The 26,600-nt window shown below is 64.6% G+C and carries 26 protein-coding genes; 14 read left to right on the forward strand and 12 right to left on the reverse strand.

The genetic code is table 11. The annotated features are described in order from the left end of the window. The first annotated feature begins 30 nt into the window (after positions 1-30). Together ACZ2GY_RS03655 and ACZ2GY_RS03660 are read left to right on the forward strand one after the other, a co-directional pair. Positions 31-1,086: an NAD(P)-dependent alcohol dehydrogenase gene (locus ACZ2GY_RS03655; protein ID WP_471673029.1), complete on the forward strand. Its 1,056-nt coding sequence runs from the start codon at positions 31-33 to the stop codon at positions 1,084-1,086. An 8-nt stretch (positions 1,087-1,094) separates the two neighbouring features. Then, on the forward strand, positions 1,095-1,955 hold the full coding sequence (locus tag ACZ2GY_RS03660; protein WP_471673030.1) for a universal stress protein: 861 nt from the start codon (positions 1,095-1,097) through the stop codon (positions 1,953-1,955). On the opposite strand, the gene ACZ2GY_RS03665 is transcribed toward ACZ2GY_RS03660, so the two are convergent. The 4 genes from ACZ2GY_RS03665 to ACZ2GY_RS03680 are packed head-to-tail and all read right to left on the reverse strand — an operon-like array spanning position 1,945 to position 6,735. After that, the gene (locus tag ACZ2GY_RS03665; RefSeq protein ID WP_471673031.1) at positions 1,945-2,625 is read right to left on the reverse strand and encodes a GntR family transcriptional regulator; all 681 of its coding nucleotides are present in this window, start codon (positions 2,623-2,625) and stop codon (positions 1,945-1,947) included. The genes ACZ2GY_RS03660 and ACZ2GY_RS03665 overlap by 11 nt on opposite strands. Before the next feature lie 2 nt (positions 2,626-2,627). Further along, positions 2,628-4,367 (reverse strand): acetyl/propionyl/methylcrotonyl-CoA carboxylase subunit alpha, encoded by a 1,740-nt coding sequence (locus ACZ2GY_RS03670; protein ID WP_471673032.1) that lies wholly within the window; start codon positions 4,365-4,367, stop codon positions 2,628-2,630. Beyond that, positions 4,364-5,953 (reverse strand): 5-oxoprolinase subunit B/C family protein, encoded by a 1,590-nt coding sequence (locus tag ACZ2GY_RS03675; protein WP_471673536.1) that lies wholly within the window; start codon positions 5,951-5,953, stop codon positions 4,364-4,366. Before ACZ2GY_RS03675 ends, ACZ2GY_RS03670 begins: the two co-directional genes overlap by 4 nt. Before the next feature lie 23 nt (positions 5,954-5,976). Continuing rightward, positions 5,977-6,735, reverse strand: a complete 759-nt coding sequence (locus tag ACZ2GY_RS03680; RefSeq protein ID WP_471673033.1) for a LamB/YcsF family protein — start codon at positions 6,733-6,735, stop codon at positions 5,977-5,979. 115 nt (positions 6,736-6,850) lie between these two features. On the opposite strand from ACZ2GY_RS03680, the gene ACZ2GY_RS03685 reads away from it, so the two are divergent. Together ACZ2GY_RS03685 and ACZ2GY_RS03690 are read left to right on the forward strand one after the other, a co-directional pair. Beyond that, the gene (locus ACZ2GY_RS03685) at positions 6,851-7,219 is read left to right on the forward strand and encodes a serine/threonine protein phosphatase (RefSeq protein ID WP_471673034.1); all 369 of its coding nucleotides are present in this window, start codon (positions 6,851-6,853) and stop codon (positions 7,217-7,219) included. Between the two features lie 47 nt (positions 7,220-7,266). Continuing rightward, the gene (locus ACZ2GY_RS03690) at positions 7,267-7,962 is read left to right on the forward strand and encodes an LmeA family phospholipid-binding protein (protein ID WP_471673035.1); all 696 of its coding nucleotides are present in this window, start codon (positions 7,267-7,269) and stop codon (positions 7,960-7,962) included. An 87-nt stretch (positions 7,963-8,049) separates the two neighbouring features. On the opposite strand, the gene ACZ2GY_RS03695 is transcribed toward ACZ2GY_RS03690, so the two are convergent. Beyond that, on the reverse strand, positions 8,050-8,484 hold the full coding sequence (locus tag ACZ2GY_RS03695; RefSeq protein WP_277359551.1) for a DoxX family protein: 435 nt from the start codon (positions 8,482-8,484) through the stop codon (positions 8,050-8,052). Positions 8,485-8,576: 92 nt separating this feature from the next. Next, the gene (locus ACZ2GY_RS03700; RefSeq protein ID WP_471673036.1) at positions 8,577-9,152 is read right to left on the reverse strand and encodes an NADPH-dependent F420 reductase; all 576 of its coding nucleotides are present in this window, start codon (positions 9,150-9,152) and stop codon (positions 8,577-8,579) included. Positions 9,153-9,243: 91 nt separating this feature from the next. Between ACZ2GY_RS03700 and ACZ2GY_RS03705 the strand changes: the two genes are divergently transcribed. Continuing rightward, positions 9,244-9,723, forward strand: coding sequence for a MarR family winged helix-turn-helix transcriptional regulator (locus ACZ2GY_RS03705; RefSeq protein ID WP_471673037.1), 480 nt, complete (start codon positions 9,244-9,246; stop codon positions 9,721-9,723). Between the two features lie 165 nt (positions 9,724-9,888). Here ACZ2GY_RS03705 and ACZ2GY_RS03710 read toward each other — a convergent pair whose 3' ends face one another. Together ACZ2GY_RS03710 and ACZ2GY_RS03715 are read right to left on the reverse strand one after the other, a co-directional pair. After that, positions 9,889-10,665 (reverse strand): SDR family NAD(P)-dependent oxidoreductase, encoded by a 777-nt coding sequence (locus ACZ2GY_RS03710; RefSeq protein ID WP_277359554.1) that lies wholly within the window; start codon positions 10,663-10,665, stop codon positions 9,889-9,891. Further along, the gene (locus tag ACZ2GY_RS03715) at positions 10,662-11,249 is read right to left on the reverse strand and encodes a FadR/GntR family transcriptional regulator (RefSeq protein WP_471673537.1); all 588 of its coding nucleotides are present in this window, start codon (positions 11,247-11,249) and stop codon (positions 10,662-10,664) included. The genes ACZ2GY_RS03710 and ACZ2GY_RS03715 overlap by 4 nt, the downstream gene beginning before the upstream one ends. Positions 11,250-11,314: 65 nt before the next feature. Here ACZ2GY_RS03715 and ACZ2GY_RS03720 point away from each other — a divergent pair, with 65 nt between their 5' ends. Then, positions 11,315-12,847 (forward strand): GntP family permease, encoded by a 1,533-nt coding sequence (locus tag ACZ2GY_RS03720; RefSeq protein ID WP_471673038.1) that lies wholly within the window; start codon positions 11,315-11,317, stop codon positions 12,845-12,847. Between the two features lie 45 nt (positions 12,848-12,892). On the opposite strand, the gene ACZ2GY_RS03725 is transcribed toward ACZ2GY_RS03720, so the two are convergent. Beyond that, positions 12,893-14,032: a hypothetical protein gene (locus tag ACZ2GY_RS03725; RefSeq protein ID WP_471673039.1), complete on the reverse strand. Its 1,140-nt coding sequence runs from the start codon at positions 14,030-14,032 to the stop codon at positions 12,893-12,895. Positions 14,033-14,171: 139 nt separating this feature from the next. Between ACZ2GY_RS03725 and ACZ2GY_RS03730 the strand changes: the two genes are divergently transcribed. From ACZ2GY_RS03730 to ACZ2GY_RS03740, 3 genes are read left to right on the forward strand one after another with little or no spacing between them, the layout of a single operon-like run. Next, positions 14,172-14,624: a DoxX family protein gene (locus ACZ2GY_RS03730; protein WP_471673040.1), complete on the forward strand. Its 453-nt coding sequence runs from the start codon at positions 14,172-14,174 to the stop codon at positions 14,622-14,624. Between the two features lie 21 nt (positions 14,625-14,645). Continuing rightward, positions 14,646-15,635, forward strand: coding sequence for an AEC family transporter (locus ACZ2GY_RS03735; protein ID WP_471673041.1), 990 nt, complete (start codon positions 14,646-14,648; stop codon positions 15,633-15,635). A gap of 17 nt (positions 15,636-15,652) precedes the next feature. Then, entirely contained in the window at positions 15,653-16,672 is a 1,020-nt protein-coding gene (locus ACZ2GY_RS03740; RefSeq protein WP_471673042.1) for a threonine ammonia-lyase, read from the forward strand. Between the two features lie 77 nt (positions 16,673-16,749). On the opposite strand, the gene ACZ2GY_RS03745 is transcribed toward ACZ2GY_RS03740, so the two are convergent. Next, entirely contained in the window at positions 16,750-17,241 is a 492-nt protein-coding gene (locus tag ACZ2GY_RS03745; RefSeq protein ID WP_277359561.1) for an FBP domain-containing protein, read from the reverse strand. Between the two features lie 329 nt (positions 17,242-17,570). Between ACZ2GY_RS03745 and ACZ2GY_RS03750 the strand changes: the two genes are divergently transcribed. From ACZ2GY_RS03750 to ACZ2GY_RS03760, 3 genes are read left to right on the forward strand one after another with little or no spacing between them, the layout of a single operon-like run. Then, positions 17,571-19,589, forward strand: a complete 2,019-nt coding sequence (locus ACZ2GY_RS03750; RefSeq protein WP_471673043.1) for a beta-galactosidase — start codon at positions 17,571-17,573, stop codon at positions 19,587-19,589. A gap of 5 nt (positions 19,590-19,594) precedes the next feature. Then, positions 19,595-21,994 carry a glycoside hydrolase family 95 protein gene (locus tag ACZ2GY_RS03755; protein ID WP_471673044.1) on the forward strand — a complete coding sequence of 800 codons (2,400 nt, stop codon included), beginning with the start codon at positions 19,595-19,597 and terminating at the stop codon, positions 21,992-21,994. Continuing rightward, entirely contained in the window at positions 21,991-23,463 is a 1,473-nt protein-coding gene (locus tag ACZ2GY_RS03760) for a GH1 family beta-glucosidase (RefSeq protein WP_471673045.1), read from the forward strand. The genes ACZ2GY_RS03755 and ACZ2GY_RS03760 overlap by 4 nt, the downstream gene beginning before the upstream one ends. Positions 23,464-23,647: 184 nt before the next feature. Here ACZ2GY_RS03760 and ACZ2GY_RS03765 read toward each other — a convergent pair whose 3' ends face one another. Further along, positions 23,648-24,259 (reverse strand): TetR family transcriptional regulator, encoded by a 612-nt coding sequence (locus ACZ2GY_RS03765; RefSeq protein WP_471673046.1) that lies wholly within the window; start codon positions 24,257-24,259, stop codon positions 23,648-23,650. A 96-nt stretch (positions 24,260-24,355) separates the two neighbouring features. Here ACZ2GY_RS03765 and ACZ2GY_RS03770 point away from each other — a divergent pair, with 96 nt between their 5' ends. Then, positions 24,356-24,988 (forward strand): hypothetical protein, encoded by a 633-nt coding sequence (locus ACZ2GY_RS03770; protein WP_471673047.1) that lies wholly within the window; start codon positions 24,356-24,358, stop codon positions 24,986-24,988. 23 nt (positions 24,989-25,011) lie between these two features. After that, complete coding sequence (locus ACZ2GY_RS03775; protein ID WP_471673048.1) at positions 25,012-25,953, forward strand: lysostaphin resistance A-like protein; 942 nt, start codon at positions 25,012-25,014, stop codon at positions 25,951-25,953. Positions 25,954-26,209: 256 nt separating this feature from the next. Here the strand turns inward: ACZ2GY_RS03775 and ACZ2GY_RS03780 are convergent, their stop codons facing one another. Beyond that, on the reverse strand, positions 26,210-26,488 hold the full coding sequence (locus ACZ2GY_RS03780) for a putative quinol monooxygenase (RefSeq protein WP_277359740.1): 279 nt from the start codon (positions 26,486-26,488) through the stop codon (positions 26,210-26,212). Between the last annotated feature and the right edge of the window lie 112 nt (positions 26,489-26,600).

Genomic DNA, 26,600 nt, shown 5'->3' on the forward strand with positions numbered 1-26,600 from the left:
CGACCCACCCCGGCTTGTGGAGGAGTACTCGTGAGGGCGCTCCAGTACCGTGCTGTCGGCACCCCTCCGGAGGTTGTCGAGGTCGAGACGCCGGTGCCCGGGTCTGGGCAGGTGCTTCTGCGCGTCACAGCCGCGGGCGTGTGCCATTCGGACCAGTTCATCATGGACCTGCCCGAGGATCAGTACATCTATGGGCTGCCTCTTACGCTGGGTCACGAGGGAGCCGGTGTCGTTGAATCCTGGGGCGACGGGGTGAAAGGCCTTACCGTCGGCGAGCCGATGCTGGTCTACGGGCCGTGGGGGTGCGGACGCTGCTACACCTGCGCGCAGGGCAAGGAGAATTACTGTGAGGTAGCGGCAGAGCTCGAAATCAGGCCTCCCGGTCTGGGTGCGCCGGGGGCGATGGCGGAGTATCTGCTTATTGACGATCCTCGTCATCTTGTGCCGCTGGGAGATCTGGACCCTGTTGCCAGTGTGTCCCTGACCGACGCAGGATTGACCCCGTACCACGCCATCAAGCAGTCCCTGCCGACCCTGGTCCCCGGGTCGACCGCAGTGGTCATCGGTGTCGGCGGACTGGGCCATGTAGCCATCCAAATTCTGCGCACGCTGACGGCGAGCACCATCATTGCCCTTGACCAGTCAGAGCCGAAGCTGGATCTCGCCCTCGAAGTCGGCGCTGACCACGCGTTTGTGCCGGGTGAGGATGCGGAGAGGCAGATCCGGGCTCTGACCGGCGGCCGGGGCGCAACGGCGGTCTTCGACTTTGTGGGAGCACCGGCGACAACGGCCTTTGCATCACAAGTGGTGAGTGTCGGCGGTGAAATTGCAATTGTCGGCGTCGGCGTCGGAACGGTGGATGTCGGATTCTTTTCCACGCCGTGGGATGCCGCTGCACGGGCTCCCTACTGGGGATCGCGGTCCGAACTGATGGAAGTGGTGCAGCTGGCGCGGGCAGGAAAGATCTCCGTGGAGATTGAGACTTTCAGCCTTTCCGATGCGCCCGTCGCATATGAACGGCTGCGGGCCGGCACTATCCGCGGCCGCGCTGTCATCGTGCCCAAACAGCAGGAACCCGGACGGTGAGTGGTGCTGTGGGATCCGCTCACTCTCCGTCGCGCCGCATCGTCGTCGCATTCCGGGACGGGGAAAGGGGGCCGGCTATTCTACGGTGGTCAGCCGAGCGCGCCCGGCGCACCGGTCAATCCGTCACCCTGGTGCATGCGATTCCTGACCCGTCACTCGTCCTGCCGGTGGCTGCGGGAGGGACACCCTACCGCAGCCTGGTGGACGCGGCGCGGCAGTTGATGGATGACGAGGAAGCACGCGCGGAGCTGGAGTACCCGGATGTTCGGTTCGCCTCAACCGTTCACTGCGGTGAAATCGTCGACGCATTGCTGGGTATCGCGGAGAACGCGGCACTGGTGGTCGTAGGGGCTGACCGGGTAGACCGACGGACCGGGGAGTACCTGGGATCGGTCGGCCATCAGGTTGCGCTGGGAAGTGCCTGTCCCGTTGTGGTCCTTCCCCGTGATGCGCAGGCTCTTGACGGCGGCAGCGGGGGAGTAGTTGTGGGCGTCGATGGCTCGCCCGAGTCCCATGCAGCGCTTCGCGTGGCCGTCGTTGAAGCAGACCGTTCTGGTCACGCGCTGACGGTCGTCACTTCATCGAAAGGCACGGAAACCGCCGACGACGGTCCAACCGGTGATGCTGCTTCCCAGGAACTCGCGGACATGCTCGATGCCCTGCGCGCCAGTTACCCGGAGGTGCGGATCTCCCGGTTGACCGATCTGGAGCGCGCTCCAGACGAAGCGCTGAAGTACCGCGCCTCAGGCGCCTCCCTCCTTGTCATCGGGCGGCACGGCCGTGGGGCGAGGTCCGGAATCCAGTTGGGGTCCGTCACTCACAAGCTTCTGCTGGATCCGCAGTGCCCCGTTATGGTGATCACCGGTTAGGGGCCTCGCCCTCGAGGTGCCCCAGCAGCTCGGACTCGGCGGCGTCGAGGTAGGCCCGCAGGTCAGCGGCTGCACGCTCGTTCTCGCCCGCGCGTAGCTGCTCCACGAGCGCCGCATTGCGGTCCACGTAGTGCGTGTGAAAATCGGGCGCCGCGGACATGGCATGGAACACCAGCCGCATCTCCGCCAGGACCTTGTCCATCAGTTCCCGCAGCAATTCGCTGCCGGTCAGGCTGACGACAGCCTCGTGGAACGCCTGGTTCGCGTTGGCCATGTCGCGAACGGAGCCGGCATCACGTGCAGCTTTGGCCTTCCGGATGATGGCGTCCATCGCATCGAGCTGTGCAGGAGTGGGCCGGCCCCAGAGCACGGCCGAAGGTTCAATAGTCCGCCGGACCCGGTAGATTTCGCGTACTTCCTCCACACCGGGCGCTGCCACGAAAACGCCCCGGTTCGGGATGCGCGTCACGATCGACTCACCGGCGAGTGTGGCGAACGCCTGCCGCAACGTATTCCGCGAAACCCCCAGCGACTCCGACAGCGCCTGCTCCGACAACTTCGACCCCGGCGTCAATTGCCCCGCCGCAATCCGTGCGCGCAGTGTTGAGGCAATCCACGCCGTCGTATGGGCGTGCTCAGCTGCGGTTGTCGTATCCGTTGCAGTATTCATGGCTACTCAACCGTACCCAACACCTCACCACGTACGACGGCGGCACCCGGCTCCTGCCCGCCACGCCGGAAAGTGCCGGCGGACGATGCAGAGACCACGGTCTCCATCTTCATTGCCTCCACCACCACGACGGGCTGGTCCGCGCTCACCTGGGCGCCGTCGTCGGCCAGCCATTTCACGAGGTTGCCGCCCATCGGGGCGGTGATGGCGCCGTCGTCCGCTGTCTTTTCCTCCACAGCGGAAGGATGAACGACGGCGGTGCTTTCGCCGCTCATCAGCGCAGCGAACACCTGTGCCGGCAGGCCTAGTTGAACGGCCTTACCGTCGAGCTCCACCGTGAGCGTCTCCCGGCGGGCAACGGGGCCAGTGAGCCCGCTGTCGAGCGAGGCAGCGAGGCGCCCGGTGAACTCGGACTCGATCCACGTGGTGTAGACGCCGAGGCGGTCGGTCTGGGTGAAGTCCGGATCGCGGACAACCGCACGGTGGAACGGGACCACCGTGGGGAGCCCTTCGATCCGGAGCTCGTCCAGGGCGGTCCGCGCACGGCGCAGGGCCTGCGCGCGGTCCGCGCCGAGGACGATCAGCTTGGCCATGAGGGAGTCGTATTCGGCCGGAACGCTGGAACCGGAACGGACGCCGGTGTCTACGCGGATCCCGGCGCCGGTGGGGGCCTCGAAGACGTCGACCGGCCCGGGGGAGGGCAGGAACCCGCGGCCGGCGTCTTCGGCGTTGAGCCGGAATTCGATGGCGTGGCCGTGCGGTACAGGGTCCTCGGTGATGGACACGGGCAGGCCGGCGGCGATGCGGAACTGCTCACGCACGAGGTCAATCCCGGATGTCTCCTCGGTCACCGGATGCTCCACCTGTAGGCGGGTATTGACCTCAAGGAAGGAGATCACGCCGTCGGGCGCCACCAGGTACTCGACTGTTCCTGCACCGGTGTACCCGGCTTCGCGGCAGATGGCGCGGGCGGATTCGTGAATGCGGCTGCGCTCGTCATCGGTGAGGAACGGCGCGGGTGCTTCCTCCACAAGCTTCTGGTTGCGCCGCTGCAGCGAACAATCGCGGGTGCCGACAACCACGACGTTCCCGTGCGTATCCGCCAGCACCTGCGCCTCGACGTGGCGGGGTTTCTCCAGGAACCGCTCGACGAAGCACTCGCCGCGGCCGAACGCGACGGTGGCCTCGCGGACGGCGGAGTCGAAGGCATCGTCGATGTCCTCGAGCCGGTGGGCGATTTTGAGCCCACGGCCGCCTCCGCCGAAGGCCGCCTTGATCGCCACGGGCACACCGTGCTCCTCGGCGAAAGCACGGACCTCGTCGGCACTGGCAACCGGGCCGTCCGAGCCGGGGACCAGCGGTGCGCCTGCCTTCACGGCGATTTCGCGGGCGGTGACCTTGTTTCCCAAACTGCGGATAGCCTCCGGTGAGGGGCCGATCCACGTCAGTCCGGCGTCGAGCACTGCCTGCGCAAAGTCGGCGTTCTCGGAGAGGAAGCCGTAGCCGGGGTGAACGGCGTCGGCGCCGGCGCGGGCTGCAACGTCCAACAGCTTGGGGATGTTCAGGTAGGTGTCCGCGCTGGCCGAACCGCCGAGCGCATAAGCCTCGTCACTGAGGCGGACGTGCAGGGCGTCGGCGTCGGGATCGGCGTACACCGCCACGGATGTGAGCTCCGCATCGGCACACGCACGGGCAATCCGGACAGCAATCTCGCCGCGGTTGGCGATCAGGACCTTCTTCATGGCTGGGGCTCCATTTCGATGAAACGCACGGTGGTGCCCGGCGACAGTTGGGCGGCAATAGGCAAATCCTCCGGCACGACGACGCCGATCACCGGATAGCCGCCGGTGACCGGATGGTCGGCAAGAAAAAGAACGGGAAGGCCCGACGGCGGCACCTGCAGTGAGCCTGCCACCACACCTTCGCTGGGGAGCTCCTCGGTGCGTGCGCGTTCCAGGGGCCGGCCGTTAGTCGCCCCGAGGCGGACGCCGATTCGATTGGACTCAGCGGTCACCGTCCAGGGCTGTTCGGTCAGCGTCGCTTGCGACTCAGGGGTGAACCAGTCCTGCCGGGGGCCGGTGGTGATGTGCAGGGTGACCGTTTTCCGGTGCTCGAGAATGTCCGGCGGGAGAGGGGAAGTTTCGGGTGCGCCGACAGTGCGCCCATTCCCGACATCTCCCACAGGCAACACCGCCCCCTTTACGAGGACCGCCGGGCCGATGCCCGACATCAGGTCAGTCGAGCGACTGCCGAGCACCGGGGCAACGTCGATTCCACCGCGGACGCCGAGGTAGGTTCGCAGCCCCGACTCTGGGACGTCGAGGGAGAGTTGTTCGCCGTCGTGCAGGGCGAAGGGCGAGCACATCGGGACGTTGCGCTCGCCCCGCGGGCCGTCAATCTGCGCGGGCACCGATGCACCCGAAAGTGCCAGCGTCAGTTCCCCGTGAGCGCGGACGGCCAGTCCGCCGAGGACACTTTCGACGACGGCGTCCCCCGGCTGATTGCCGACCAGTCGGTTGGCCTGGCGGGCGCTCGCGGTATCGGCAGCGCCGGATGCTGACACGCCGAGGTCACCGAGTCCTGGCCGGCCGAGGTCTTGGATCAGCGACTGCGGGCCGGGGCTAAGTACCTCAAGGGCGGGGCCGGCAGCGGCAGGGAGGGTGGCGTCGTCGTCGTTCGTGTCCTGCGTGTCCGCAAGTTCGATCGCCTCCCGTACCGCGACATACTGCACCGGAGTGCCGGGGCGCAGCAGTGCGGGCTGTTCTCGGTCGAGGTTCCACATACGGGTGGAGGTGCGGCCGATCAATTGCCAGCCGCCGGGGGAGCGCCGCGGGTAGACGGCGGAGAAGTTGCCGGCCAGCGCTACTGATCCGGCGGGGACGGCGGTCCGGGGGCTGGTGCGGCGCGGGACGTTGAGGGATTCGTTTTCACCGACGAGATAAGCGAATCCCGGGGCGAATCCGCCGAAGGCAGCCGTCCAGATTTGTCCGGTGTGGGCTTCGATGACGCCATCAGCGCCGAGGCCGGTGAGGCGGCCTACCTCGGGGAGGTCATCGCCGTCGTACACCACCTCGATCCGGACCGGATCGGCGGAGGTCAGCGCGTCCTTCGTCTGGGCGACATCGAGCGCGGAGACGGCAGTGCGGGCAGCACGGGCGTTACCGCTCGAGTCGAAGACCGCGAGAACCGTGCGGGCTGCGGCGAGGACATCGACCTGGCCGCGCAGTGGATGGTCGACCAGTTGCGCATGAAGGGCCAGGACGGCGTCGAGCGATTCGAGTTCGATGAGCAGGGCGCGCGGCCCGGCCCAGTGAATTTCCGTCAGCATGCTGCTGTGAGGGGCGCCAGCGCTCACACGAAGCTCCGGATACCGACGCCGGCAGCCTCCAGTTCGCGGCGGACGGCGGCGGACATCGCTACTGCGCCGTCGGTGTCGCCGTGGAGGCAGATGCTTTCGGCGCTGGTGCGGATAGCGGAGCCGTCGCGGGCGATGATGGTGCCTTCGGTGGCGAGCCGGACCATGTTGGCGGCGACGGTGTCTTCATCGTGGAGGACGGCGTCGGGTTCCCGGCGGGAGACCAGGGTGCCGTCCGGGTTGTAGGCGCGGTCGGCGAAGGCTTCGGAGACTCCGCGGAGTCCGGCGGCTTCAGCGGTCTTGAGCGCGACCGAGCCCGGCAGGAGCAGCATCGGGAGGTCGCCGCCGAAGGCCTTGACGGCGTCGACTACTGCCTTGGCCTGGACCTCGTGGGTGACGATCGTGTTGTAGAGGGCGCCGTGTGGCTTGACGTAGCGGATGATGCCGCCGGCTGCGCGGGTAATCGCGTCGAGGGCGCCGATCTGGTACAGGACGTCGTCGGCCAGTTCTGTGGGGGAGCAGTCGAGAAAGCGCCGTCCGAAGCCGGCCAGGTCCCGGTAACCGACGTGGGCGCCGATGGTGACGCCGGCGGCAACTGCGTCGCGGCAGGTCTGGGCGATGGTGGACGGGTCACCGGCGTGGAAGCCGCACGCAACGTTGGCGCTGGAGACGGAGCGGAAGATGGCGGCGTCGTCGCCCATGGTCCAGTTGCCGAAGGACTCGCCGACGTCGCTGTTGAGGTCGATGAAAGCCATAGTGATCCTCGTCTCGTTTGTGGTCCACCCAGCATGCACGAGATTTGCGGATTGTTCAACAATATCCGCTCACTTTGGTGTCGGCTCTGGCTACGAGCGAACCTATAGTGGCCATATGACCAGCGCGCTACCTACTGAGAACACTTTCGACCACCGGCGGTCGTCCGACGGCGAGCATGTTGGCTACATCCATCTCACCGACGATGGCCTGTTCGCTCCGTTCGACCTTTTGCACCGTCCGGCCGGCGAAGCGACGGAGCTCGAGGAGGCGGAGAACCTCCTGGACGAACTCGGTCTTCGAATGTTCACCGACGACTGGTGGCTGGACCTTGATGGGCGGCGCGTCAAGGTGCTGATTCAGGAGGTTCGGCGGGACACCATTTCGGTTGCTCAAGCGATGGATGGACCGATCGCCAAGTCGGTCGATCTCCTGGCAGTGATCGAACTACCCCTTCCAACCGATCGACTGAGTCAGACCGCCTGACCGACGGGGTTCACCCATCCCGCGCTCGGAACCACCACACTGTTCATATGGAGTGGACGCGTGCAAAGGACTGGCTGATCGGTGCCGTTGGGATGATTCTTGTCCTGGGCATCACGATTGCCATCCTCTGGTGGGTGGTGAGCAGCCCAGCGGGTGGGTCCGGCGCGGAGCCAACGCCGTCGTCGACCGCGGATATGCCCGGCGACCTTCCGCTGCCTGCAGCTCCCGGCGATCTTGGCGAAGACGAGACGTGGCTCGCCGATCTTGAGCTGGACGCCGGAACAGTGGTGACCGCCGGCTCGACGCTTCGCGACGTACAGGCTGTCGGTCAGGATGTGGTCACGGGGCCGAACGGTTTGGTCGCGGCCCGGCTCTCCGTGGACGCCACGGTGCCGTTCGAGGTTGTCGCCGACGAATTGGGGGAGGGAACCGTGGTCCGTGCAGCGGAGGGGGGCCAGGCCGCCGTCGTTCGCACAGTGGAGGTGCTGGGTCGCGAACTTCGCGTCGTGGCCACCGGCACTGTCGAGGTCGAGGGTGGCAGTCTCGTGGTCGAACCCCGCTCGATCGACATTGGCGGCCCGGACTTCCTCTCGAACGCAATCGGCACCGTGGTGCGCAGCCTCGTGACCATCGAGCACGAGATTGAAGGTCTACCCGAGGGGCTTGTGCTGCAGGACGTCACCGTTCAGGAGGACGGTTTCCGGGCCAACCTGACGGGTGCGGACGTTCGTTTGGGTCCTTAGTGCCACCCGCTGCTGCGGGGAGCACTCCGGGCACGCAAAAGGGGAGGAAGCCAGTGCAGGCTTCCTCCCCTTTTCAGGTTTAAGTGCTTACGCGAGCACACTCACGCGTGAGTCGCGGCGGCCGAACAGCGCGTAGTCAGCCGAGGCGCGGCCCGGACCAACCAGTGCGAGGGTCAGCGCGGCGGCACCGAGCAGCAGCACTAGCTCGTAGCCGTTGTTCGCTACGAAGACGCCGGCGGAGACGTGCACCAGGATCAGCGCGCCCAGCATGTCGAGGGTCAGCAGCACCGCGACGGGGCGGGTGAGTAGGCCGAGGATCAGGGCGATTCCACCGACCAGCTCGAGCGTGGCAATCACGGGGGCGGCGATCTCGGCCATGGGGATGCCCATGTCACCGAACGCGGCGGTGGTGCCGGCAATGGTCCACTCGTTGAACTTCTGCCAGCCGTGTGCGGCGAAAAGGAAGCCGACGACGACGCGAAGCACGGTACGGGCAGTGGTGGTCAGGGTGGCGTTGTTCATGAAAGTCCGTTTCGGGGTTTGGGGCTGGGTAGAACGAGCGACGCCGGTGCGCAGTGGCTGAGCACCGGCGTCGTGCTGGTGATTGTGGCTGATTAGCGGACGAGAGCGAATCCGCTGGTCCACTGGATCTTCTCGCCGGCGGCGAGGGTCAGCTGCAGGAAGCCGATAGCTTCGAGCTCGCGGGCGCGGGCGAGGGAGCCGGCGTCGACGGCGTCCACCCCGCCAGCTTTGACGGCATCGGCGAGGGTGTTCTTGGCATCGGTGTCGTCGCCGGCAATGAGCACGGTTGTCTGGTTGGAGCCGACAGTCTTCGAACCGAGAGTGGCCGCAAAGTTGGTGTTGAAAGCCTTGACGATCTTCGACGACGGCAGTGCCGACGCGAGCTCAGCGGCGGCGGAGCTGTCAGCGGCAACCACGAGGGAATCGAAGGTTTCGAAGTTCAGCGGGTTGGTGATGTCGACGACGACCTTACCGGCCAGCTGATCGCCGTACTGCGCCACGATGTCCTTGAGTGCGGGGTAGGGGACTGCGAGAACGACGACGTCGCCGTTGACGGTGGCGCCGGTGCTGGAGGAGTCGATGTGCTCGACGGACGAGCCGCCTGCTGCGACAACGCTTGCGATGGCGCTGCCCATGTTGCCCTTGCCGAAGATGGTGAACGAAGTCATGTGGAGCTCCTTGTGAAAGAATTGCTTGCGGGTACAACTAATAAGTTAGCAGCGATTAGTTGTAGATGCAAGCATTACGTAGAATGGAGGCATGACGCGATGGCTCAGCAAGGATGAACAGGAAGTATGGAAGCGCATGGCGGCGGTGCTCGAGCTGCTGCCGGCGGCACTCGATGGGCAGTTGACGCGTGATGAGGATCTGACGCACTTCGAATACTTCGTTCTTGCGTCTCTGTCTGAGGTGCCCGGGCGTACCTTGCGCATCACAGCGTTGGCGTCGCAGACCAACGCCACACTTCCGAGGCTTTCCCGGGTGCTGACGGGGCTGGAAAAAAAGGCGCTGGTGGAGCGGAGCGAGTGCAGCGAAGACCGGCGTGCCAAGAACGTGACGCTCACCGAAACGGGGTGGGCCAAGTTGGTAGGCGCTGCTCCGGGTCACGTTGAGCATGTGCGCGGGATGGTTTTTGATCAGCTCACGCGTGAGCAGGTGTCGGAGCTGTCCGACATCACCACGCAGTTGTTGAAGAAGCTCGACCCCGAGGGGCGGATGTTCGCTTCGCTGGGCAAGTAGTTTTGGGGCGCTTCGGAACGGCCAGCGCTGATAGCATTCCCGCTTTCGGATAGCGTTCCAGCCATCGGATGGCGGTAAACGGCTATCCGATGGCTAAAGCGCTATCGGCGTGCATGTCAGCTAACCAGTCCGAGCGGTGGCTACGGCGGTTTTTGGGCAAGTTCGTCACGAAACCTGCAGGCCACCATTGATGTCGTAGGTAGCGGCCGTGATGAACCCGGCATCAGGACCCACCAGGAACGAGATGAGGGCGGCCATCTCATCGACGGTGCCCACGCGACCCACCAGGATGTCCTTCGACATATCCCGCTTGCGTTCCTCCGTCAGGGTTCCGCCCATGATGTCGGTGTCAACCGGACCCGGCGCAATGCTATTGACCGTGATGCCGTGCTCGCCCATCTCCCGTGCAAGAGCGCGGGTGAATCCGATGATGCCTGCCTTCGACGCACTGTAGGCCACCTTGGAATAGGTACCTCCACCACGCTGGGCGGAGATCGACGAAATGCTCACTACGCGCCCGAGCTTCCGCTCGATCATCCCGTGCAGCACCCGCTGCGTCACCAGGAAGGTGCCGGTCATGTTGACCGCGAAAACCCGCTCCCAGGCTTCCTTGGTTTCCTGCATGAACTCGGTGGGGGAGCTGATCCCCGCGAGGTTCGCCAGTGCCACAATGGGCGGCAGCTCGGCTTCAATCCGGCTGATCGCTGCATCAACGGAAGCCTCATCGGACACGTCGGTCGCCACACCGATTGCCTGAACGCCATGCCGTTGCGCGATGTCCGCCGCTGCCTCTTCGGCGGCGGCCCCGTCGATATCGAGAATCCCGATGTTCCAGCCCTCGCCGGCCAACCGATTGGCTGTTGCGCGACCGATTCCGCGCGCGGAAGCCGCGCCTGTGAGTACCGCTGTACGGCTTGAGGGGAATTCTGCTGGTTCGGTCACCTTTGCTCCTGATGCTGATCGTTGTGATGGATGAAGTGCTCGTAGTCGTCATAGGTCTGGTTGATGTGGGCCTGCATCGCTTTTCCGGCCACCTCGGCATCGCCAGTCCGGATAGCGTCAAGCACCAGCGCATGGTGCTCAAGCGCGTGCTTCTGAACTTCAAGGAACGACGACGTCTCCCGCCGCATGCTGTACAGCAGCTTGCCGAGGGGGCCCAGAATGACCGGAATGAACGGGTTCGCGGACGCCCGGAAAACTGCTTCGTGGAAGGCAAGGTCAGCGGTGGTCACAGCGTCGAGGTCTCCTGCCTGATGCGCAGCCTGCAGCGCCGCGTTTGCGTCTTCCATGCGGGCAAGGTCCTCGTCGGTGGCATGCAGTGCAGCGAGTTCAGCAGCCCCGATCTCCACCATGCGGCGGATTTCCAGGAGCCGGAGTGAGACGTCGGGCGGAGCGGACGCCGCGGTCGCGGAACGCAGGATCGCCTGCAGGTCCGTCCATTGGGCGCTCGGGTTCACGTACGTGCCGAGTCCGCGCCGAACCTGAACCACATTCTGGGCCTGAAGCTTCTTCAGTGCCTCCCGCACGGTCAACCGGCTCACCTCCGTCGCGGCCGCCAGTTCGCCCTCAGACGGAAGGAAGTACCAATCACGTGGACATACAACTTCTTTTGGCGCTGGTTCTTGGAATAGCGACCATCATCATCCTTGTGCTGAGAACGCGCCTCGACGCGTTTGTGGCACTGCTTATTGCCGCTCTGGTCACCGGTCTGGTAGCCGGTCAGGCACCGCTCGAGATCGTTTCGGCCATCACCACCGGATTCGGCAACACCCTCGCATCCATCGGGATCGTGATTGGTCTGGGCGTGGGAATCGGCAAGATTCTCGAGGTGTCAGGTGCCGCCAACTCGCTGGCTCTCGCCTTCCTGAAACTGTTCGGCAAAGGGCGCGAACCCTGGGCAATGGGAAGCGTCGGAGCGCTCGTCTCCATTCCCGTGTTCTGTGACTCCGGCTACGTCATCATGAATCCGCTGGCACGCTCCATCGCCAGAGTGAAACGCGCCGGTTACATCACGCTGGCTCTGGCATTGGGCTGCGGCATGACGCTGACGCACCATATGGTTCCGCCGACGCCGGGTCCCCTCGCTGTTGCCGGTATTCTCGGCACAGATCTTGGAGCTCTCATCCTTGCCGGGCTTGCGTTCACCATCATCCTGTTGCCGGTGGTCGTGTTCTACGCGAAATGGATCGGGCCGAAGATCGAGCCCGGCATGTCGGAGACCATCCGTGAGACCGTGTACGGCCGCGCCGCCACGCACCAGCATGGCCGGACAACCACCGCGCTCGCAGACCATGACGATCGTTCGTCAGGCGACACCGCTGCCCGGGCCATCGGTGCAACCGGGCCGACGGAGGATTCCGAGTACGGCTCCACCATCGACTTCGACAGTTCCGAACTGGGCACGCCCCCCGCAGGAGCCAAGCCGCACAAGGTTGGAGCCTTTGTTGCTTCCCTGCCGCTGGTGGTCCCGCTGATCCTCATCATTCTCAACACGGTGAGCGGTGCAATCGACCAGAGCAACCAGGGAGTTGTCGGTACCGGCGAGTACGAGCCCTCCGCGTGGGCCGTCCCACTGGCCTTCATCGGTAACCCCGTGGTTGCCCTCGTGATTGGCGTCATCCTCGCCGTGTATGTGCTGCTGCCCCGTTGGACTCCGCGTTCCAAGGTGCAGGGCTGGTTCGCTGATGCTGCTGCGTCAGCCGGGCTCATTCTCCTCATCACCGGTGCAGGCGGTGCCCTCGGTCAGGTTCTGCGTAGTTCAGGCGTCGGCGATGCCCTCGCTGAAGCCATCGCAGCGACAGCCCTTCCAGCCTTCCTGGTTCCGTTCCTGATCGCGACCCTGGTGCGCATCGCGCAGGGCTCCGGCACTGTCGCCATGATTACCGCGGCTTCGGTCACGGCTCCGCTGGTCACCTCGATTGGCGTTGACCCCCTGATCGCGGCGCTTGCCTGCACCGCTGGATCCATGGTGTTCAGCTACTTCAATGATTCCTACTTCTGGGTGGTCACCCGCTTCTCAGGGCTGGAAGGGACCGCGGCGCTCAAGGGATGGTCAGGAATTACGACGGCGGTGTGGGCCGGCTCGATCCCGCTCCTGTTCATCGCCAACGCAATTCTTGGCTGACCGCCTATCTCTGCCCAACTAGTGCTGTGCTGAGACGTGCCGGCGCTAACGGACTCTGATGTTGGATGGTTTTCCCGCAACGTCCCTGGGCTTCAGCCCGGCCTGTTCCGCCTGCAGCATGCACCACTTGCGCGGCTGCATGCCCACGAGTTTCTGAAGGGACCCGTGCTGGTTTTTGACTAGCGGAGACGCGAGACTGCCGAACAACGAGACATTGATTCCCGCAGGGCCGTGCAGTTGGGGGTCGGCGAGCGCCGCTAACCACGCTTGGGCGAGTGCCTTTGTGGCTTTCTCCCTGCTGCCATTCACATGCGCCAGCCGCGGAGCAAGATGCGTGCGCATACGCTCATGGTCGGTGACCTTCACGACCGGCTTCTTAGGGGCAGCAACTGCCGGCTGAACCTTTGAAAGGCTCCCCGCCGAGAGCATGGTCGGTGATCCCAACGCGGGTTTTGCCTCGGCGGCTCCCTCCGCAGCAAGCATCAGGTGTGCCAACTCGCGGTGAAGCTTCGCCATCTCACGATGGATCTCACTGATCCGGATGATGACGGCGGCGCGAGAGGCGGGTGGCTTCGCCGGGGTTGGCCGCAGCTTTGCCTCCACTTCAGCTGACATACTGCAGCGGAAGAGCGCGCATAGCGCGCGCGCCAGCTCCAGCCGCGCGCCGTCGTCGTTCAGTAGTAGGGGCGAGGGGCTCGGCAGAGTCTGCACTGCCGATGCGAGTGCAGAAAGCGCTCCGTGAACGCGACCGAATTGCAGCCGCTCTATGTCGGTGGCTTCGCCTATCTGCGGCGAGTAAACGCATTGAGCGATCTTGGCCTGTGCATGCCCGGTGAAGTGCTTAGGAAGGATCGATCGTTCAATCACCCTGCGCAGCGCCCGTTGTTGTTTGGTGACCTGCTCGATTGCATTGGGCACAGCGGAGCCGTCTGCGAGTACCCACGGCTCCCCAACGTCCGCCGCTACCGCCACCGACTTCGGATACCTCTTCCACTCGCTCAGAATCAGGCAGCCGGTGCGGGTGTTGTAGAAGAACCAGTCGACCTCGGCGACCGGGTACCCCGGCGCATCGACCCGGCAGTTGGCGAACGCCCAGACGTCATCGTCAAGCAGGGAATGCAGTCGGGTGACATCACGGTCGGCAGGACGATGCGCGGCCGAATTGGTGGAAGGAAAGTACAGCAACGTCTGGCCTTCGTGGGATCAGGGATGGTGAAGGCACCCCACCGCCCCCAACCAGCCGCGCAAATGCGCTGCGCTCATCCTAATCGAGGAGAACGCGTATCGACACGAACACGGTGCCGGTCCCGTTAGGCTGGACCGAATGGCCGCAACCCCAACCCCAGCGCGCACATCACTCCCCAGAACCATTGCGCGCATACTGCTCGGAGCAATCCTCCTGGCAGCAGGCACCGCCCACCTGACGGTCGCCCGCTCCGAATTCGCCGCGCAGGTGCCGTCCTGGTTTCCCCTGCCCACCGACGTCGTTGTGGTGGGGTCAGGCATCGTCGAGATTCTCCTCGGCGCTGCACTGATTCTCCTTCCGCGGTACAGGGTTCTCGTCGGTTGGATCGTCGCTGCGTTCTTCATTGCCATCTTCCCCGGCAATATCGCCCAGTACGTTGAGGGTGTAGACGCCTTCGGTCTGGACACCGACCGCGCACGGCTCATCCGCCTCTTCTTCCAGCCGCTGCTGGTCTTATGGGCGCTGTGGTCCACCGGTGCATGGCGCTACCGCCGATTGCTACGCTCCTCAGGTGAGCACCAACGCCACTAACGGCATGAGGCAAAGACCGCGATGGGACGTGGCGTCATCGACATAGACGTGGTCATCGCGCTCATCGGGGCCGTCATTCTCATCGGCCTGGGCTCGATCTTCCGACACTCCTTCATCACCGGCCCGGAGTTCTGGTCCGGACTGGAAAAGCTCGTCTACTTCGTGTTGCTGCCGGCACTGCTGGTGACCGGCCTTGCCGGAGCCGACTTCGCATCCATTGAACCCGGTCCCATGGTGCTTGTCCTGACAGCATCTGCGACCTTCTCTGCACTGCTCGCCTATGCTGCCCGCCGGCCTGCCACCGGAAGGGACGGCCCGGCCTTCACCTCGGTGTTCCAGGGAACCGTCCGCTTCAACACCTATATAGGAGTGACGACGGCGGCAGCCCTCTTTGGATCCAACGGCATCGCTATCGCAGCGCTCGCCAACGCGGTCCTCATTCCGTTCGGGAACCTCGCATCAACCATCGCGCTCGCACACTACGGACACCACAGGCTCCGCGGCTCCGCATTGATCCTGGCGGTATTCGGCAACCCGCTGATTCTCGCGTGCGCCGTAGGACTCGCCGCAAACCTCATCGGTTCCGCACCGGGTATGGGGGACTTCCTGAGCGCACCGGGGCCGGCCGTCGTCGTACAGCTCATTGCCGCGGTGCTGGGACTGCTCGGGGGAGCGGCACTTCCCATCGGCCTCTTCTGTGTTGGAGCAGGGCTGCGGGGGCGTGCTTTTTCCCGCGAATCCCTGCGGCCCGTGGCTGCCGCCCTCCTGCTTCGCTTCGTTCCGGTTCCGGCAGCCACCCTGGGACTGTGTGTCCTGCTGGAATTCTCCGGGCCGGCCGCCGTCGTCTGTGTGGTTTTTCAGTCACTCCCGACGGCAACGAGTTCCTACGTCTTTGCCCGGCGCCTGGGCGGAGACGCCGCGCTCATGGCCCAGATCACCGCCGCCCAGACCGTCCTCTCCGGCGTAGTGCTACCGGCCTGGATCCTCATCGCGCTGACGGTACTGCTGTAGGTCGCTAGGATCGATCCATGAGTATCAGCGAAGCCGCAACAAGCGAAGCGGCAGAGACCACGCTCGTCACCCTCAGCGACATCGAAGCCGCTGCTGAACGCATCAGTGACCTGGTTCTCCGTACACCGATCATCCAGCTGCCGCACCCGCAGCGCCCGGATGAGGTACTCCACTGCAAGGCCGAGTCCCTCCAGCCCACCAGTGCCTTCAAGCTGCGCGGCGCCTACAACACCATTGCTCAGGTGCTGGATCATGCCCGCGAACACGGCATCGTCGCCCAATCCTCCGGCAACCACGCCCGCGCCGTCGCCTGGCTGGCGCACCGGCTCAACCTGCGCGCGGTGATCGTCATGCCGGACGCCGCGCCGCTCCCCAAGATCGAGGCCGTCCGCGCGCTCGGCGCCGAGGTGGAAATAGTGCCTTCCGCCCTGCGTGACGTCCGCGCCCACGAGCTCGTCGCCCAACACGGGTACGTCCACGTGCCGCCCTACGATGATCCCCGGATCATCGCCGGACAGGGAACGGTGGGCCTCGAGATCATGCAGCAGCTGCCCAACGTCGACACCGTCCTGGTCCCCATTTCCGGCGGCGGACTCATTTCCGGTATTGCGACGGCGGTCAAGGCTCTCAATCCCGGAACCCGCGTGATCGGAGTGGAGCCTGAACTGGCCGCCGACGCCGCCCAGAGCTTCCGCGAAGGACGCCGCATCACCTGGGAGCAGGAACTCACGTACCGCACCGTTGCCGACGGCCTCCGCACACCCGCGCTCGGTGTCCACCCGTGGGAGCACGTCAAGCGCTACGTCGACGACGTCATCACCGTCACCGAAGAACAAATCCTCGCCGCTATGCGCCACCTCACCCTCGCCGGCAGGCTCGTGGTTGAACCGTCCGGCGCCGTGGCCACTGCCGCCTGGATGCATGACCTCGTGCCGTCCGGAAACACCCAGAACGACGGCGGCACAACGGCCGCCGTCGTCTCCGGCGGATCAGTGGATCCAGCCCTCCTGGCCAAGGTACTGCAGCAGGCGGGCTAGAGCCGTTCGAGGAATCTGGCGAGGATATCCACCCAGACCCGGCGGGCGGCGTCGTTCGCTTCTCCACGCACCGCCGACTATTCGGCCACTCGCGCCAGAAACTTCCGGATTCTCACGTTCAGCTCCGCTACCTGCCGCTTCACGACGACGGCGGGATCCGGGTTGATCTCATTGACCGGCGGCGCCTTGCGTACGTTGGCAGAACAGATGAAGTCGGCGCAGATCAGCGTGCCGACCGTGTTGCCATTCCTGCCTGACTGGCCGGCACGTTTGGCCACCCAGAGCAGGACGTCCTCCTTGGAGAACACATCGCGGCAGATCTCGCACAGTACCGAACGGTTTTTCTTAGGTCCGCCCTCCGGCGCTCGCAGGAGGACGCCGGTGATCCCGGTTTCATTCGGCACGATGAGATAACCGCGGAGCGGCATCTTCCCGTCACGCCAACCGAGGAAGTCGAGCTTGTCCCACTCGAGCGAGTCGAAGTTCGCTGGGAGATTGAGTTTGGCGGTTTCGGAGCGGGTGGCATTGATGAACGATGACCGGATGTCGCGGTCGCCGATTTTCTGCATGATGGATCGCCTTACAGATGGGTGTTCGAGGGCATGACACAGTGGCCCTCCACCTGCACAGGTTCGGCAGGGAAGGGCTAGTCGCGTTCCTCACAGCTGGCCACAGCGGCCGCCTCGCTTCCAATGGCCGCGCTGACCGGAGCGGTTAGCAGCATGTCCATTCCCTTGGATCCGTCGTCGAATGTCTCAATTTCCTACCGTTGCATCTTCGCAAAGTGACGCGCCAGGGGCAACGCAGACGCAAGGGTGTTGCGCGTCACGTCACTGGACCATACAGTTGTCGAAGCGCTTCGACAATATCGCATCCACATCGCTCAAGGACCGCCTCCATGCCCACTGATCAGCCCTTCCCGAAAACCGATGAGCTCGTCTTCGGCGGCGACTACAACCCGGAACAGTGGCCTGAATCGGTGTGGCAGGAAGACGTTCGCCTGATGCGGAAGGCACGCGTTAACCGAGTGACGGTCGGCGTCTTCTCGTGGTCTTCCATCGAACCGCGGGAAGGTCACTACGAGTTCGGCTGGCTGGACAAGGTCATGGATCTGATGGCGGAAAACGGCATCGGCGTTGTCCTTGCCACACCGACCGCCTCGCCGCCGCCCTGGTTCTCCCTGGCACACCCGGAAGCCCTGCCGGTCACTGCGGACGGTGTGCGGCTGATCCATGGAAGCCGGGACACCTACAACCCGGCGGCTCCTGCCTACCGTGCCGCAGCCAAACGCGTCACCACAGCCCTCGCCGAGCGCTACTCTTCCCACCCGGCGCTGAGGATGTGGCACCTCCACAACGAGTACGGCACGGTCTCCTACGGGCCTGAGACGGACACGGCGTTTCGTGGATGGCTCCGCGCGAAGTACGGAACCCTGACGCAACTGAACGCCACCTGGAACACCGCGTTCTGGTCCCAGGGCTACGGCGAATGGGACGAGATCTTCGCTCCCCAGGCTACCCAATACCTGCCCAATCCGTCCCACCTGCTCGATTTCAAACGCTTCTCAGCCGACCTGCTGAGGGATTGCCTGCGGGACCAGGTGGACATAGTCCGAGGCGTCCGCGCCGACGTTCCCGTCACCACCAACTTCATGCTTCCGAGCTGGAACCACTACGACCAGTGGGACTTCGCAGCCGAGATAGACGACGTCTCCGTAGACCACTATCCGGACACTCCGGGCATCGAAGGGAACATCCAGGTTGCCTTCGGCAGCGACCTCGCCCGCTCCTTCAACTGCGGCCGCCCGTGGGTGCTCATGGAACAGGCCACCACCATGGTCTACAACTACGACCAGGGCCGCATCCTCGCACGGGACCCGGGCACGCTGCTTTTCAGCACCCTCCAATACCTTGCACGCGGCTCCACCGGTTCCCTGTTCTTCCAGTGGCGGTCGCCGCGGGCCGGAGCCGAGTTCTTCCACTCGCCGATGGTTCCGCACGTCGGTGAAAACTCCCGGACCTTCCGCGAGATCGTCGAACTCGGCACCACGCTGTCCGCCCTGCCCGAACTTGCACCGGCCCCGGCCGAGGGGAGCCGCGTCAACCGGAACAGGGTGGCCATCGTCTGGGACTCCGCCGCGTGGTGGTCGACCGACACCAGCGCTCTGCCGTCCACCGACGTCGCTTTCCTCCCTGCTGTGAAGGCGGTCCACCGTGCGCTGTGGCTGCTGGGAATCAACGTTGACTTTGTCCGGCTCGATCAGGACCTCAGCGGCTACAACCTCGTCCTGGTGCCCAGCAAACTTGCCGCTTCGGACGCTGAAGCCGAAGCACTCCGGCGGTACGTCGCGGACGGCGGACACACCGCTATCTGGTACTTCTCCGGTAGCACGGATGAGAACCTCAATGTTCGGTCAGGCGGCTTCTCAGGAGCGTTTGCGGAGCTCCTCGGCATTCGCGTTGAGGAACACTTCCCGCAGCTCGCCGCCACCGCACTGAAACTCAGTGACGGATCCTCCGCAGACTGTTGGGCCGAAGCGGTGGAGCTCGCCGGTGCCGCCAGCATCGCAGACTTCACGGAGTACCCGCTCGCTGGACGTCCCGCAGTCACACAGCATGCGTGGGGCTCCGGCACCGCCCACTACATCGCTACCCGGCTGGGCGACGACGCGCTGCGCGACCACCTGCACCGCATCCTGAACGACGCCGGCGTCCACCCCGATCATCCGGCCGCCGGTTACGGTCTTGAGGCGGTCCGCCGTTACGCCGGCGACTTCAGCTACCTGTTCCTCCTCAACCACTCAGCGGAGACGGTCGAGGTTGACGTGCACGGTCATGACCTCCTCAGCGATACGCCGTTGAACGAGACCACCACCCTCGCCCCGGCAGCCGCACTGATTGTCCGGGAAGTCGGCTGACCACGGTGACCTCCCTCTTCTACACCAGCCCTGCGACCACCTGGCTGGAGGGCCTGCCTCTGGGGAACGGCAGGCTCGGAGCGATGGTGCTTGCGGGCGATTCGACCACCCGCCTGCAGATCAATGACAGCACCGCCTGGTCAGGCAGCACGGCCAGCGAACACCGGCATGGTCGCACCTCCGCCGAATCCGCCGCCACCGCGCTCGCCGACGCCCGGAGCGCCATCCTGGACGGGCGGCCGGTTGACGCCGAGCGGATTCTCGAGCAGCTGCAGTCCGGCTACTCCCAGTCATACCTGCCGTTCGCTGACATCACCCTCCAGCTGCACGACGGCTTACGGCTGCAGGAGCGCAGACTGTCCCTGGCCGACGCTACCCACCGCACTCTCGCGGATGGACCCGGCGGCAGCGTCACACAGGACACCTTCATCAGCGCCGTTGATGGAGTACTCGTGCACCGGTTGAGCTCCGGCAGCCCTGTGAGCGTCACCATCGCCGTCTCCACCCCGCTTCGGGAAACCGGCCGTACCAACCGGAGCAACGGCGTCGTACTGGAACTGAAGCTGCCCGCCGATGTGGCGCCCGGCCACGAACCCGACGAGCCGGCACTGCAATGGGAAATAGACGGCGTCGGTCCGCTGGAGGGGACGCTGTGCCTGGCGGCTCGCCACGATGGCTCAACTGCCCAGAACGACGACGGAGCAACAGTATTCACGGCGGTCACCGAGTTGCTCCTCGTGGTTGCCACCGGGACCACCTTCACGGCCATCGGCCGGGAGCCGGAAGGCTCGGCTGCGACGTGCGCAGAAGCGGCACACCGCTGTGCGTATACAGCGATCGAGAAGGGCTGGGACGCACTGCTCGCCGACCACATACGTGCGCACCGGAAGCTGTTCGATCGGGTGTCCGTCACGCTCACTCCCGGCCCGGACGCACTGCCGGATCGCGAGCACGTCCCCACCGACGTACGGCTGCGGGACGCGAACGCGCACGCAGCGGGCGTGCTGACCGCCGACCCGCAACTGGTTGCCCTGCTCTTCGACTACGGGCGGTACCTGCTCATCGCATCGTCCCGGCCGGGCACCCTCCCGGCCACCCTGCAGGGGATCTGGAATGAGGACCTGCGCCCGCCGTGGTCGTCCAACTACACGCTGAATATCAACGCCCAAATGAATTACTGGGGAGCGGAAGTCGCCGGGCTGTCCGAGTGCCACGAGCCGCTCCTGGACCTTGCGGAAGCGTTGGCCGAACGAGGGTGGAACACCGCCGCGACCCTCTACGGTGCCCGCGGCTGGGTAGCGCACCACAACTCAGATGCGTGGGCGTTCAGTTCCCCGACCGCCGGCCAGGCGAGCTGGTCCCAGTGGCCTCTGGCTGGCGCATGGCTGATCCGCCACCTCGATGAGATGCGCCGTTTCGGGTCCGCAAACCCGGAGCAGCTGGAGCGGCTTTGGCTCCTTGCGGTCGGTGCCGCCGAATTCGCCTGTGACTGGTTGGTTGACGACGGCGGCGCCCACCTGAATACCCGACCGTCCACATCACCTGAAAACTGCTACCTCAGCGCCCAAGGCAGGGCGGCGGTAGCAACCTCCAGCGCGATGGACCGAACGCTCATCATTGAACTCTTCGAGACGGTGCTGGCCCTGGCTGACGCGGTTGGCCAGCCGCACCACCCGATTGTGGCGGAAGTACAGGCGGCACTACCGCGCATCGCACCACCCACCGTGGGCACGGACGGCCGGATCCTCGAGTGGGGCGCGCAGGAGGAGGAGGCTGAGCCTACGCACCGGCACCTGTCGCACCTGTTCTTTGCCTATCCCGGAAACGGTCCCACGCCGGAACTGACGTACTCGCTCACCCTCTCCCTCGATCGCCGTGGTGATGATTCCACGGGGTGGTCGCTCATCTGGAAGGCATGCCTCCGGGCGCGACTGAAACAGGCAGAAAAGGTGGGAGCCCTCCTCCGCCTGGTGTTCCGCCCGGCAGCCGAAGCAAACCGCCCGCACGCCGGCGGGCTCTACGCCAATCTGTTCGCCGCCCATCCGCCGTTCCAGCTCGACGGGAACCTCGGCTTCGTGGGGGCGCTGGCCGAGGTGCTCGTGCAGAGTCATGCGGGAATCATCGAACTCCTGCCTGCCCTGCCGGCTGAGTTGCGCACCGGCAGCGTCCGGGGCCTCATCGCCAGGCCGGGAATCGCCGTCGACCTGGACTGGGAGGACGGCGTGATCCGCGAAGCCGCCTTGACGCCCCGGCGTGCCGTGGCCGCAGGGGAGTATCTGGTCCAGCTGGGGGACCGCATGGAACTTGTCACGCTCGCTTTCGGCCAGCGAACTGTCCTCACCGACCTCGATTCACCAAACACGACTAGCATTCCAATCAAAGGAAAGGCATCGCTGACGCCATGACCCAACACCTCGAGGAAAGAGACACCCGCACCATGGGAGATCCCGACTACCGCGACACCGATCTCGAATTCCCGGCGGGGTTCGTCTTCGGTTCAGCCACAGCCTCGTACCAGATCGAGGGCGCACACGACGCCGACGGCCGCGGGCCCTCCATCTGGGACACCTTCAGCCACACCGAGGGCAAGGTCTTCAACGGTGACACCGGTGACGTCGCCTGCGACCACTACAACCGGTTGGACGAGGACCTCGATCTCATGCAGGACCTCGGCCTCGAGTCCTACCGCTTCTCGATCGCCTGGCCGCGGATTCAGCCCACCGGCCGGGGACCGGCCAACGAGGCGGGTCTGGCCTTCTATGAACGCCTGGTCGACGGGCTGCTGGCCCGCGGTATCAAGCCCATCGTCACCCTCTACCACTGGGACCTGCCGCAGGCACTCGAGGACGACGGCGGTTGGACCAGCCGCGCAACGGCCCTCGCCTTCGGAGACTACGCCCGCATCGTAGGTGAGCGGTTCGGGAACAGGGTCGCCTTGTGGACCACCCTGAACGAACCGTGGTGCAGCGCCTATCTCGGTTACGGCTCCGGCGCGCATGCACCGGGACGGACGGAATCCGCCGCTGCACTCGCCGCCGTGCACCATCTCAACCTGGCCCACGGTCTCGCCGTCTCGGCTCTGCGTGAGGTGGTGACCAACAATCCCGACTTCGCGATTACCCTCAACCTCCATGTGTTCCGCCCGGACGGCGAGACCGGCCCCGAGGCAGTACGCCGCGTGGACGGCCTGGCGAACCGGCTCTTCCTTGACCCCGTGCTGAACGGCTCCTACCCCCAGGACGTTCTGGACGACACAGCGGAGATCACTGACTGGTCCTTCGTTCAGGATGGCGACCTGGAGCTGATCCAGCAGCCGCTGGACGTCCTCGGGGTCAACTACTACTCCACCAACCGGGTGCGGATGTGGGACGGGGAGGGCCAGAAGGAATCCTCCGATGGCCACGGTGCCGCCACCGGAACGGCCTGGCCCGGTGCGGAAAACGTGGAGTTCCTGCAGCAGCCCGGACCGTACACGGACATGGGGTGGAACATCGACCCCTCCGGACTCGAGGACCTGCTCGTCTCACTCCATGAGCAGTTCCCTGAGCTGCCGCTGATGATCACCGAAAACGGTGCGGCTTTCCCCGACACGGTGGAAGTTGACGCGGACGGAGCGAGGCGAATCCACGACGTCGACCGCATCGATTACCTACGCCGCCACTTCACTGCCGCTCACCGTGCAGTGGCCCGCGGCGTGGATCTGCGCGGCTACCAGGTGTGGTCGCTGATGGACAACTTCGAGTGGGGCTACGGCTACTCCAAACGCTTCGGGATTGTGCACGTCGATTACGACACTTTGGAGCGGACGCCGAAAGACAGTTCGCGCTGGTATGCACAGTTGATCCGCGAGCGGCGCATCCCACCGGTGGACTGATCCACGAAGAAGAGGCAGGTTCCGGCGAATCTGCCTTCCTTTCGAGCTCGGGTTTAGGCGCTGGCGGTTCCGGCTTGCCGGGATGCGTGGGTGCGGAGAGCGCCGGTTTCTAACCCTCAAGCACTGAGGACTAGGCGCCTCGACCCTGAACCGACCTGCACGGCGGCCCTCTAGGGGAGATTGTTCAGGCCGTGGTCCATGCGGTCGTCGCGGCGTGAATGGCTAGGCGGAGAGTTTCCGTTTCCGTCTCAATCCGCATCGCTTCGGCGGGCAGAGCGCGCTCCGTCATGAGCCCGGTGAGAACGGTAGCAAGGAACCTTGCCCTCTGCTCAATCCCACCTGCAGGGATGGCTCCATCCTCGACCAGAACGGCTAGCCACCGTTCGATGCGGTAGCGACCCATCCGCTCAAGAGCGCGGTACGTGGCCGCTTCGTCATCGGACGGGGGTGATACCACGTATGCGTCGTAGAGAGCACCCCACTGCTGTCGGGCGCGCTCGCCGACGCCCACTTGCGCGAGCATCAATCGTAAGCACGCGAGAAGGCGCTCAGCCGGTGTCAGCGCTTGATCGTTTATCGGGTCGTCCGGAATATCGAGGGCGTTCATGCCCGCGACGACGGTATCGATGAGCTCGCGCTGCGTCGGAAAAAAGTGCCGTAGCGACCCGGTGCTCACCTGTGCGCGAGCCGCTACCGCACGCACACTCAGCCGAGCGGTTGGATCCTCGCCGAGCATCGTCGCCGCGGCGATCAAGATCTTGTCGCGCGTGCCTGGTTCTTTCGCCTGATCGTTCATGTCTGCTCCTTAGCGAGACAGTTTTCTATTACAGTGTGCTAGCTTATCTCTTGGCGGACTATTACGCTGTACTAGTCCTGAGTGAGGAGTGGAGAAATGGATATCAGACACCGTCGGGTTCGAACAGGATCCGGTGAACCGCTGCGCCGTTACCGCTGGTGGCAGATGTTCGGCAGATCCCTGCGTTCGATCACGTTGGACTTGTCCGATGGCACGAGGTTGACCTACTCCGTTGATGTTCGCCATGCCGGAGATATGACCGACGGCGAGATCCGCGCGCGACTCTACGTTGACGGCTCGCTGCGGTCATACGCGAAGCTGCCGACCCGGTTTGGGGTGCCGGACGGTCATATCGAGGTCGCAATCAACGGTTTCGGACTCAAACGCTGCCACTATGTGCGCGCAGACGGAACCGAGCAGCAACTCACTCCTGACCCCGCTTCCGCAGAAGGACGTCGCGCCCGGTTCCATCACCGATACCCCGGTACGAGTCGCGTCATCGGGGCCGTCTCCACCGCGCTCGTCATCGTCGGCTTGGGCGTCGAAGTGCCGCAAATCATCGGATCGCTTTCCCAGATCCCTCTCGTCGCCGACTCCATCGGAACCTTCACTTCACCGATACAACTCCCCATCCAAGCCAACCTGTTCATCGGACTTGCCGCTGTCATCGGGAGTGCGGAGCGAGCGCTGCGGATGCGATCGAGCTGGATCGACGAACTTGCCAGCTGAAACCCCCCCGAAAGGAACCTACTGTGCAGCACACCACCCTGAATTGGCTTGGCGAGCAGGATGCTCCCGCGACGATTCCTCGCGTTCCGCCCACCGTCGAATATCACCGCGTCTATGCGGGAGAAAAACGCCGAATTCTCCGCGGCATCTTTGCCATCATCCTGCTACTCGTCGGGCTCGTCTGCTTCGCGCAACTGTCCTTGACGGGGGCACGCCTCATCGACACGGAACTCCTTGGGCGGACGGGCTCCTCGCCCCTTCAGCACGCCGCCGGCGCCCTCTCCCTTGCCGCGCTCATCCCCTATAGCATGCTGCTACAGCGCCTGCTCTACGGAATTCCGTTCCGCTCGCTGCACTCCGTGACCGGGCGCTTCCGATTCGGCATCTTCAGTCGGGCGTTGCTCGTCTTCGGCCCCCTGGTGGTCATCACTGTGTCGTTGGCATCCCTCATGATGCCCAGTCCGCCGGTCGCTTGGACGATGATCGATCTCATCGCTTACTTCGTGATCGGTACGCTCCTCACACCACTTGCAGCGGCAGGCGAAGAATACGGCTTCCGTGGCTTTATGTTCCGCGTCGTGGGTGGGTGGTCCCGCAGCGCACGCCTCGGAACCGTCATCGGCATCATCATCCCGACCGTCTTGTTCTCCCTTTTTCACGGCTCACTTGACCCCTACATCCTTACCTCGTACCTGGTCCTGTTCGGATCGATGGCGGTGATCACCTGGCGCACCGGAGGACTTGAGACAGCTGTCGTCCTTCACGGCCTCTACAACATCACCGGACTCGTTCTCGCCACAACGCTTCACGTCGATGTGGCCGGTCAACTTAACAGCCGGGCAGATGCCACAGGCTCGATAACCCTCCTCATTCCAAGCGCGGCATTCGTTCTCATCACCGGCATCATCTGGTGGAAAACACGCGAACCAGGGCCCGCCCGCACGCCCGGTGGCCCGGCGAGGTGAGCACGAGCCATCGCCTCATCCATTGATCAAAATCCGGCAAGCTAGAGGAATGGATCTTCCACTCGTTGTGCGTCAGTGTACGGACCAAGACCTGCTCGCGCTCACGGAAGAAGAACCGGCCGGCGCGGGGGTTGCCTGCAGATTGGCTTGAGCCAAAGGCCAGAACTGTTGGATTCGATCACATCTACCTGCAATCCTCCTGCGGGTCGACTTCACAGGAGCCGAAGTTCAGTGATCGGAGCCGAGTTGTGCTCGGTTACAAACCCACAATCTCGTACCGTCGAGCAATATCACCGGTTGCCCTGCCCCAGGCGCTCCCGCTGACTCTTTGCTGGTGAGCGCGGAATGAGGCGGCGTCTTCGAATTGTTCGTCAACCTGCCACACCAACGGGTTCTCAGTAACGTTCACTTCGAAGGAAAGACAGCCTTGCTCAGCGCGCGTGAGTTCGATGTGCAGAGGAAGGAACTGCGCAACGATCGCCGCCTCATGTCGGTCCCTGCAGACGAGTTGACCGCTCAGGAAGACGTTGCTCATACCGCCATCATCGCACCGCTGAATACATGGTCTACTCGGGAAAGCAGCCAACGTCGAGAGAATGACAAAGGAGGGCGAAACCGCCCTCCTTTGCGTCGTTCAAGCCCGAGGC

It is taken from the genome of Arthrobacter sp. KKT183, from assembly GCF_055657625.1.

Coding starts and splice junctions, on each gene's coding strand:
- ACZ2GY_RS03665 (WP_471673031.1), bottom strand. CDS start 2,625: ATGAATACTGCAACGGATACGACAACCGCAGCTGAGCACGCCCATACG.
- ACZ2GY_RS03670 (WP_471673032.1), bottom strand. CDS start 4,367: ATGAAGAAGGTCCTGATCGCCAACCGCGGCGAGATTGCTGTCCGGATT.
- ACZ2GY_RS03675 (WP_471673536.1), bottom strand. CDS start 5,953: ATGCTGACGGAAATTCACTGGGCCGGGCCGCGCGCCCTGCTCATCGAA.
- ACZ2GY_RS03680 (WP_471673033.1), bottom strand. CDS start 6,735: ATGGCTTTCATCGACCTCAACAGCGACGTCGGCGAGTCCTTCGGCAAC.
- ACZ2GY_RS03685 (WP_471673034.1), top strand. CDS start 6,851: ATGACCAGCGCGCTACCTACTGAGAACACTTTCGACCACCGGCGGTCG.
- ACZ2GY_RS03690 (WP_471673035.1), top strand. CDS start 7,267: ATGGAGTGGACGCGTGCAAAGGACTGGCTGATCGGTGCCGTTGGGATG.
- ACZ2GY_RS03695 (WP_277359551.1), bottom strand. CDS start 8,484: ATGAACAACGCCACCCTGACCACCACTGCCCGTACCGTGCTTCGCGTC.
- ACZ2GY_RS03700 (WP_471673036.1), bottom strand. CDS start 9,152: ATGACTTCGTTCACCATCTTCGGCAAGGGCAACATGGGCAGCGCCATC.
- ACZ2GY_RS03705 (WP_471673037.1), top strand. CDS start 9,244: ATGACGCGATGGCTCAGCAAGGATGAACAGGAAGTATGGAAGCGCATG.
- ACZ2GY_RS03730 (WP_471673040.1), top strand. CDS start 14,172: ATGGCCGCAACCCCAACCCCAGCGCGCACATCACTCCCCAGAACCATT.
- ACZ2GY_RS03735 (WP_471673041.1), top strand. CDS start 14,646: ATGGGACGTGGCGTCATCGACATAGACGTGGTCATCGCGCTCATCGGG.
- ACZ2GY_RS03740 (WP_471673042.1), top strand. CDS start 15,653: ATGAGTATCAGCGAAGCCGCAACAAGCGAAGCGGCAGAGACCACGCTC.
- ACZ2GY_RS03745 (WP_277359561.1), bottom strand. CDS start 17,241: ATGCAGAAAATCGGCGACCGCGACATCCGGTCATCGTTCATCAATGCC.
- ACZ2GY_RS03750 (WP_471673043.1), top strand. CDS start 17,571: ATGCCCACTGATCAGCCCTTCCCGAAAACCGATGAGCTCGTCTTCGGC.
- ACZ2GY_RS03760 (WP_471673045.1), top strand. CDS start 21,991: ATGACCCAACACCTCGAGGAAAGAGACACCCGCACCATGGGAGATCCC.
- ACZ2GY_RS03765 (WP_471673046.1), bottom strand. CDS start 24,259: ATGAACGATCAGGCGAAAGAACCAGGCACGCGCGACAAGATCTTGATC.
- ACZ2GY_RS03770 (WP_471673047.1), top strand. CDS start 24,356: ATGGATATCAGACACCGTCGGGTTCGAACAGGATCCGGTGAACCGCTG.
- ACZ2GY_RS03780 (WP_277359740.1), bottom strand. CDS start 26,488: ATGAGCAACGTCTTCCTGAGCGGTCAACTCGTCTGCAGGGACCGACAT.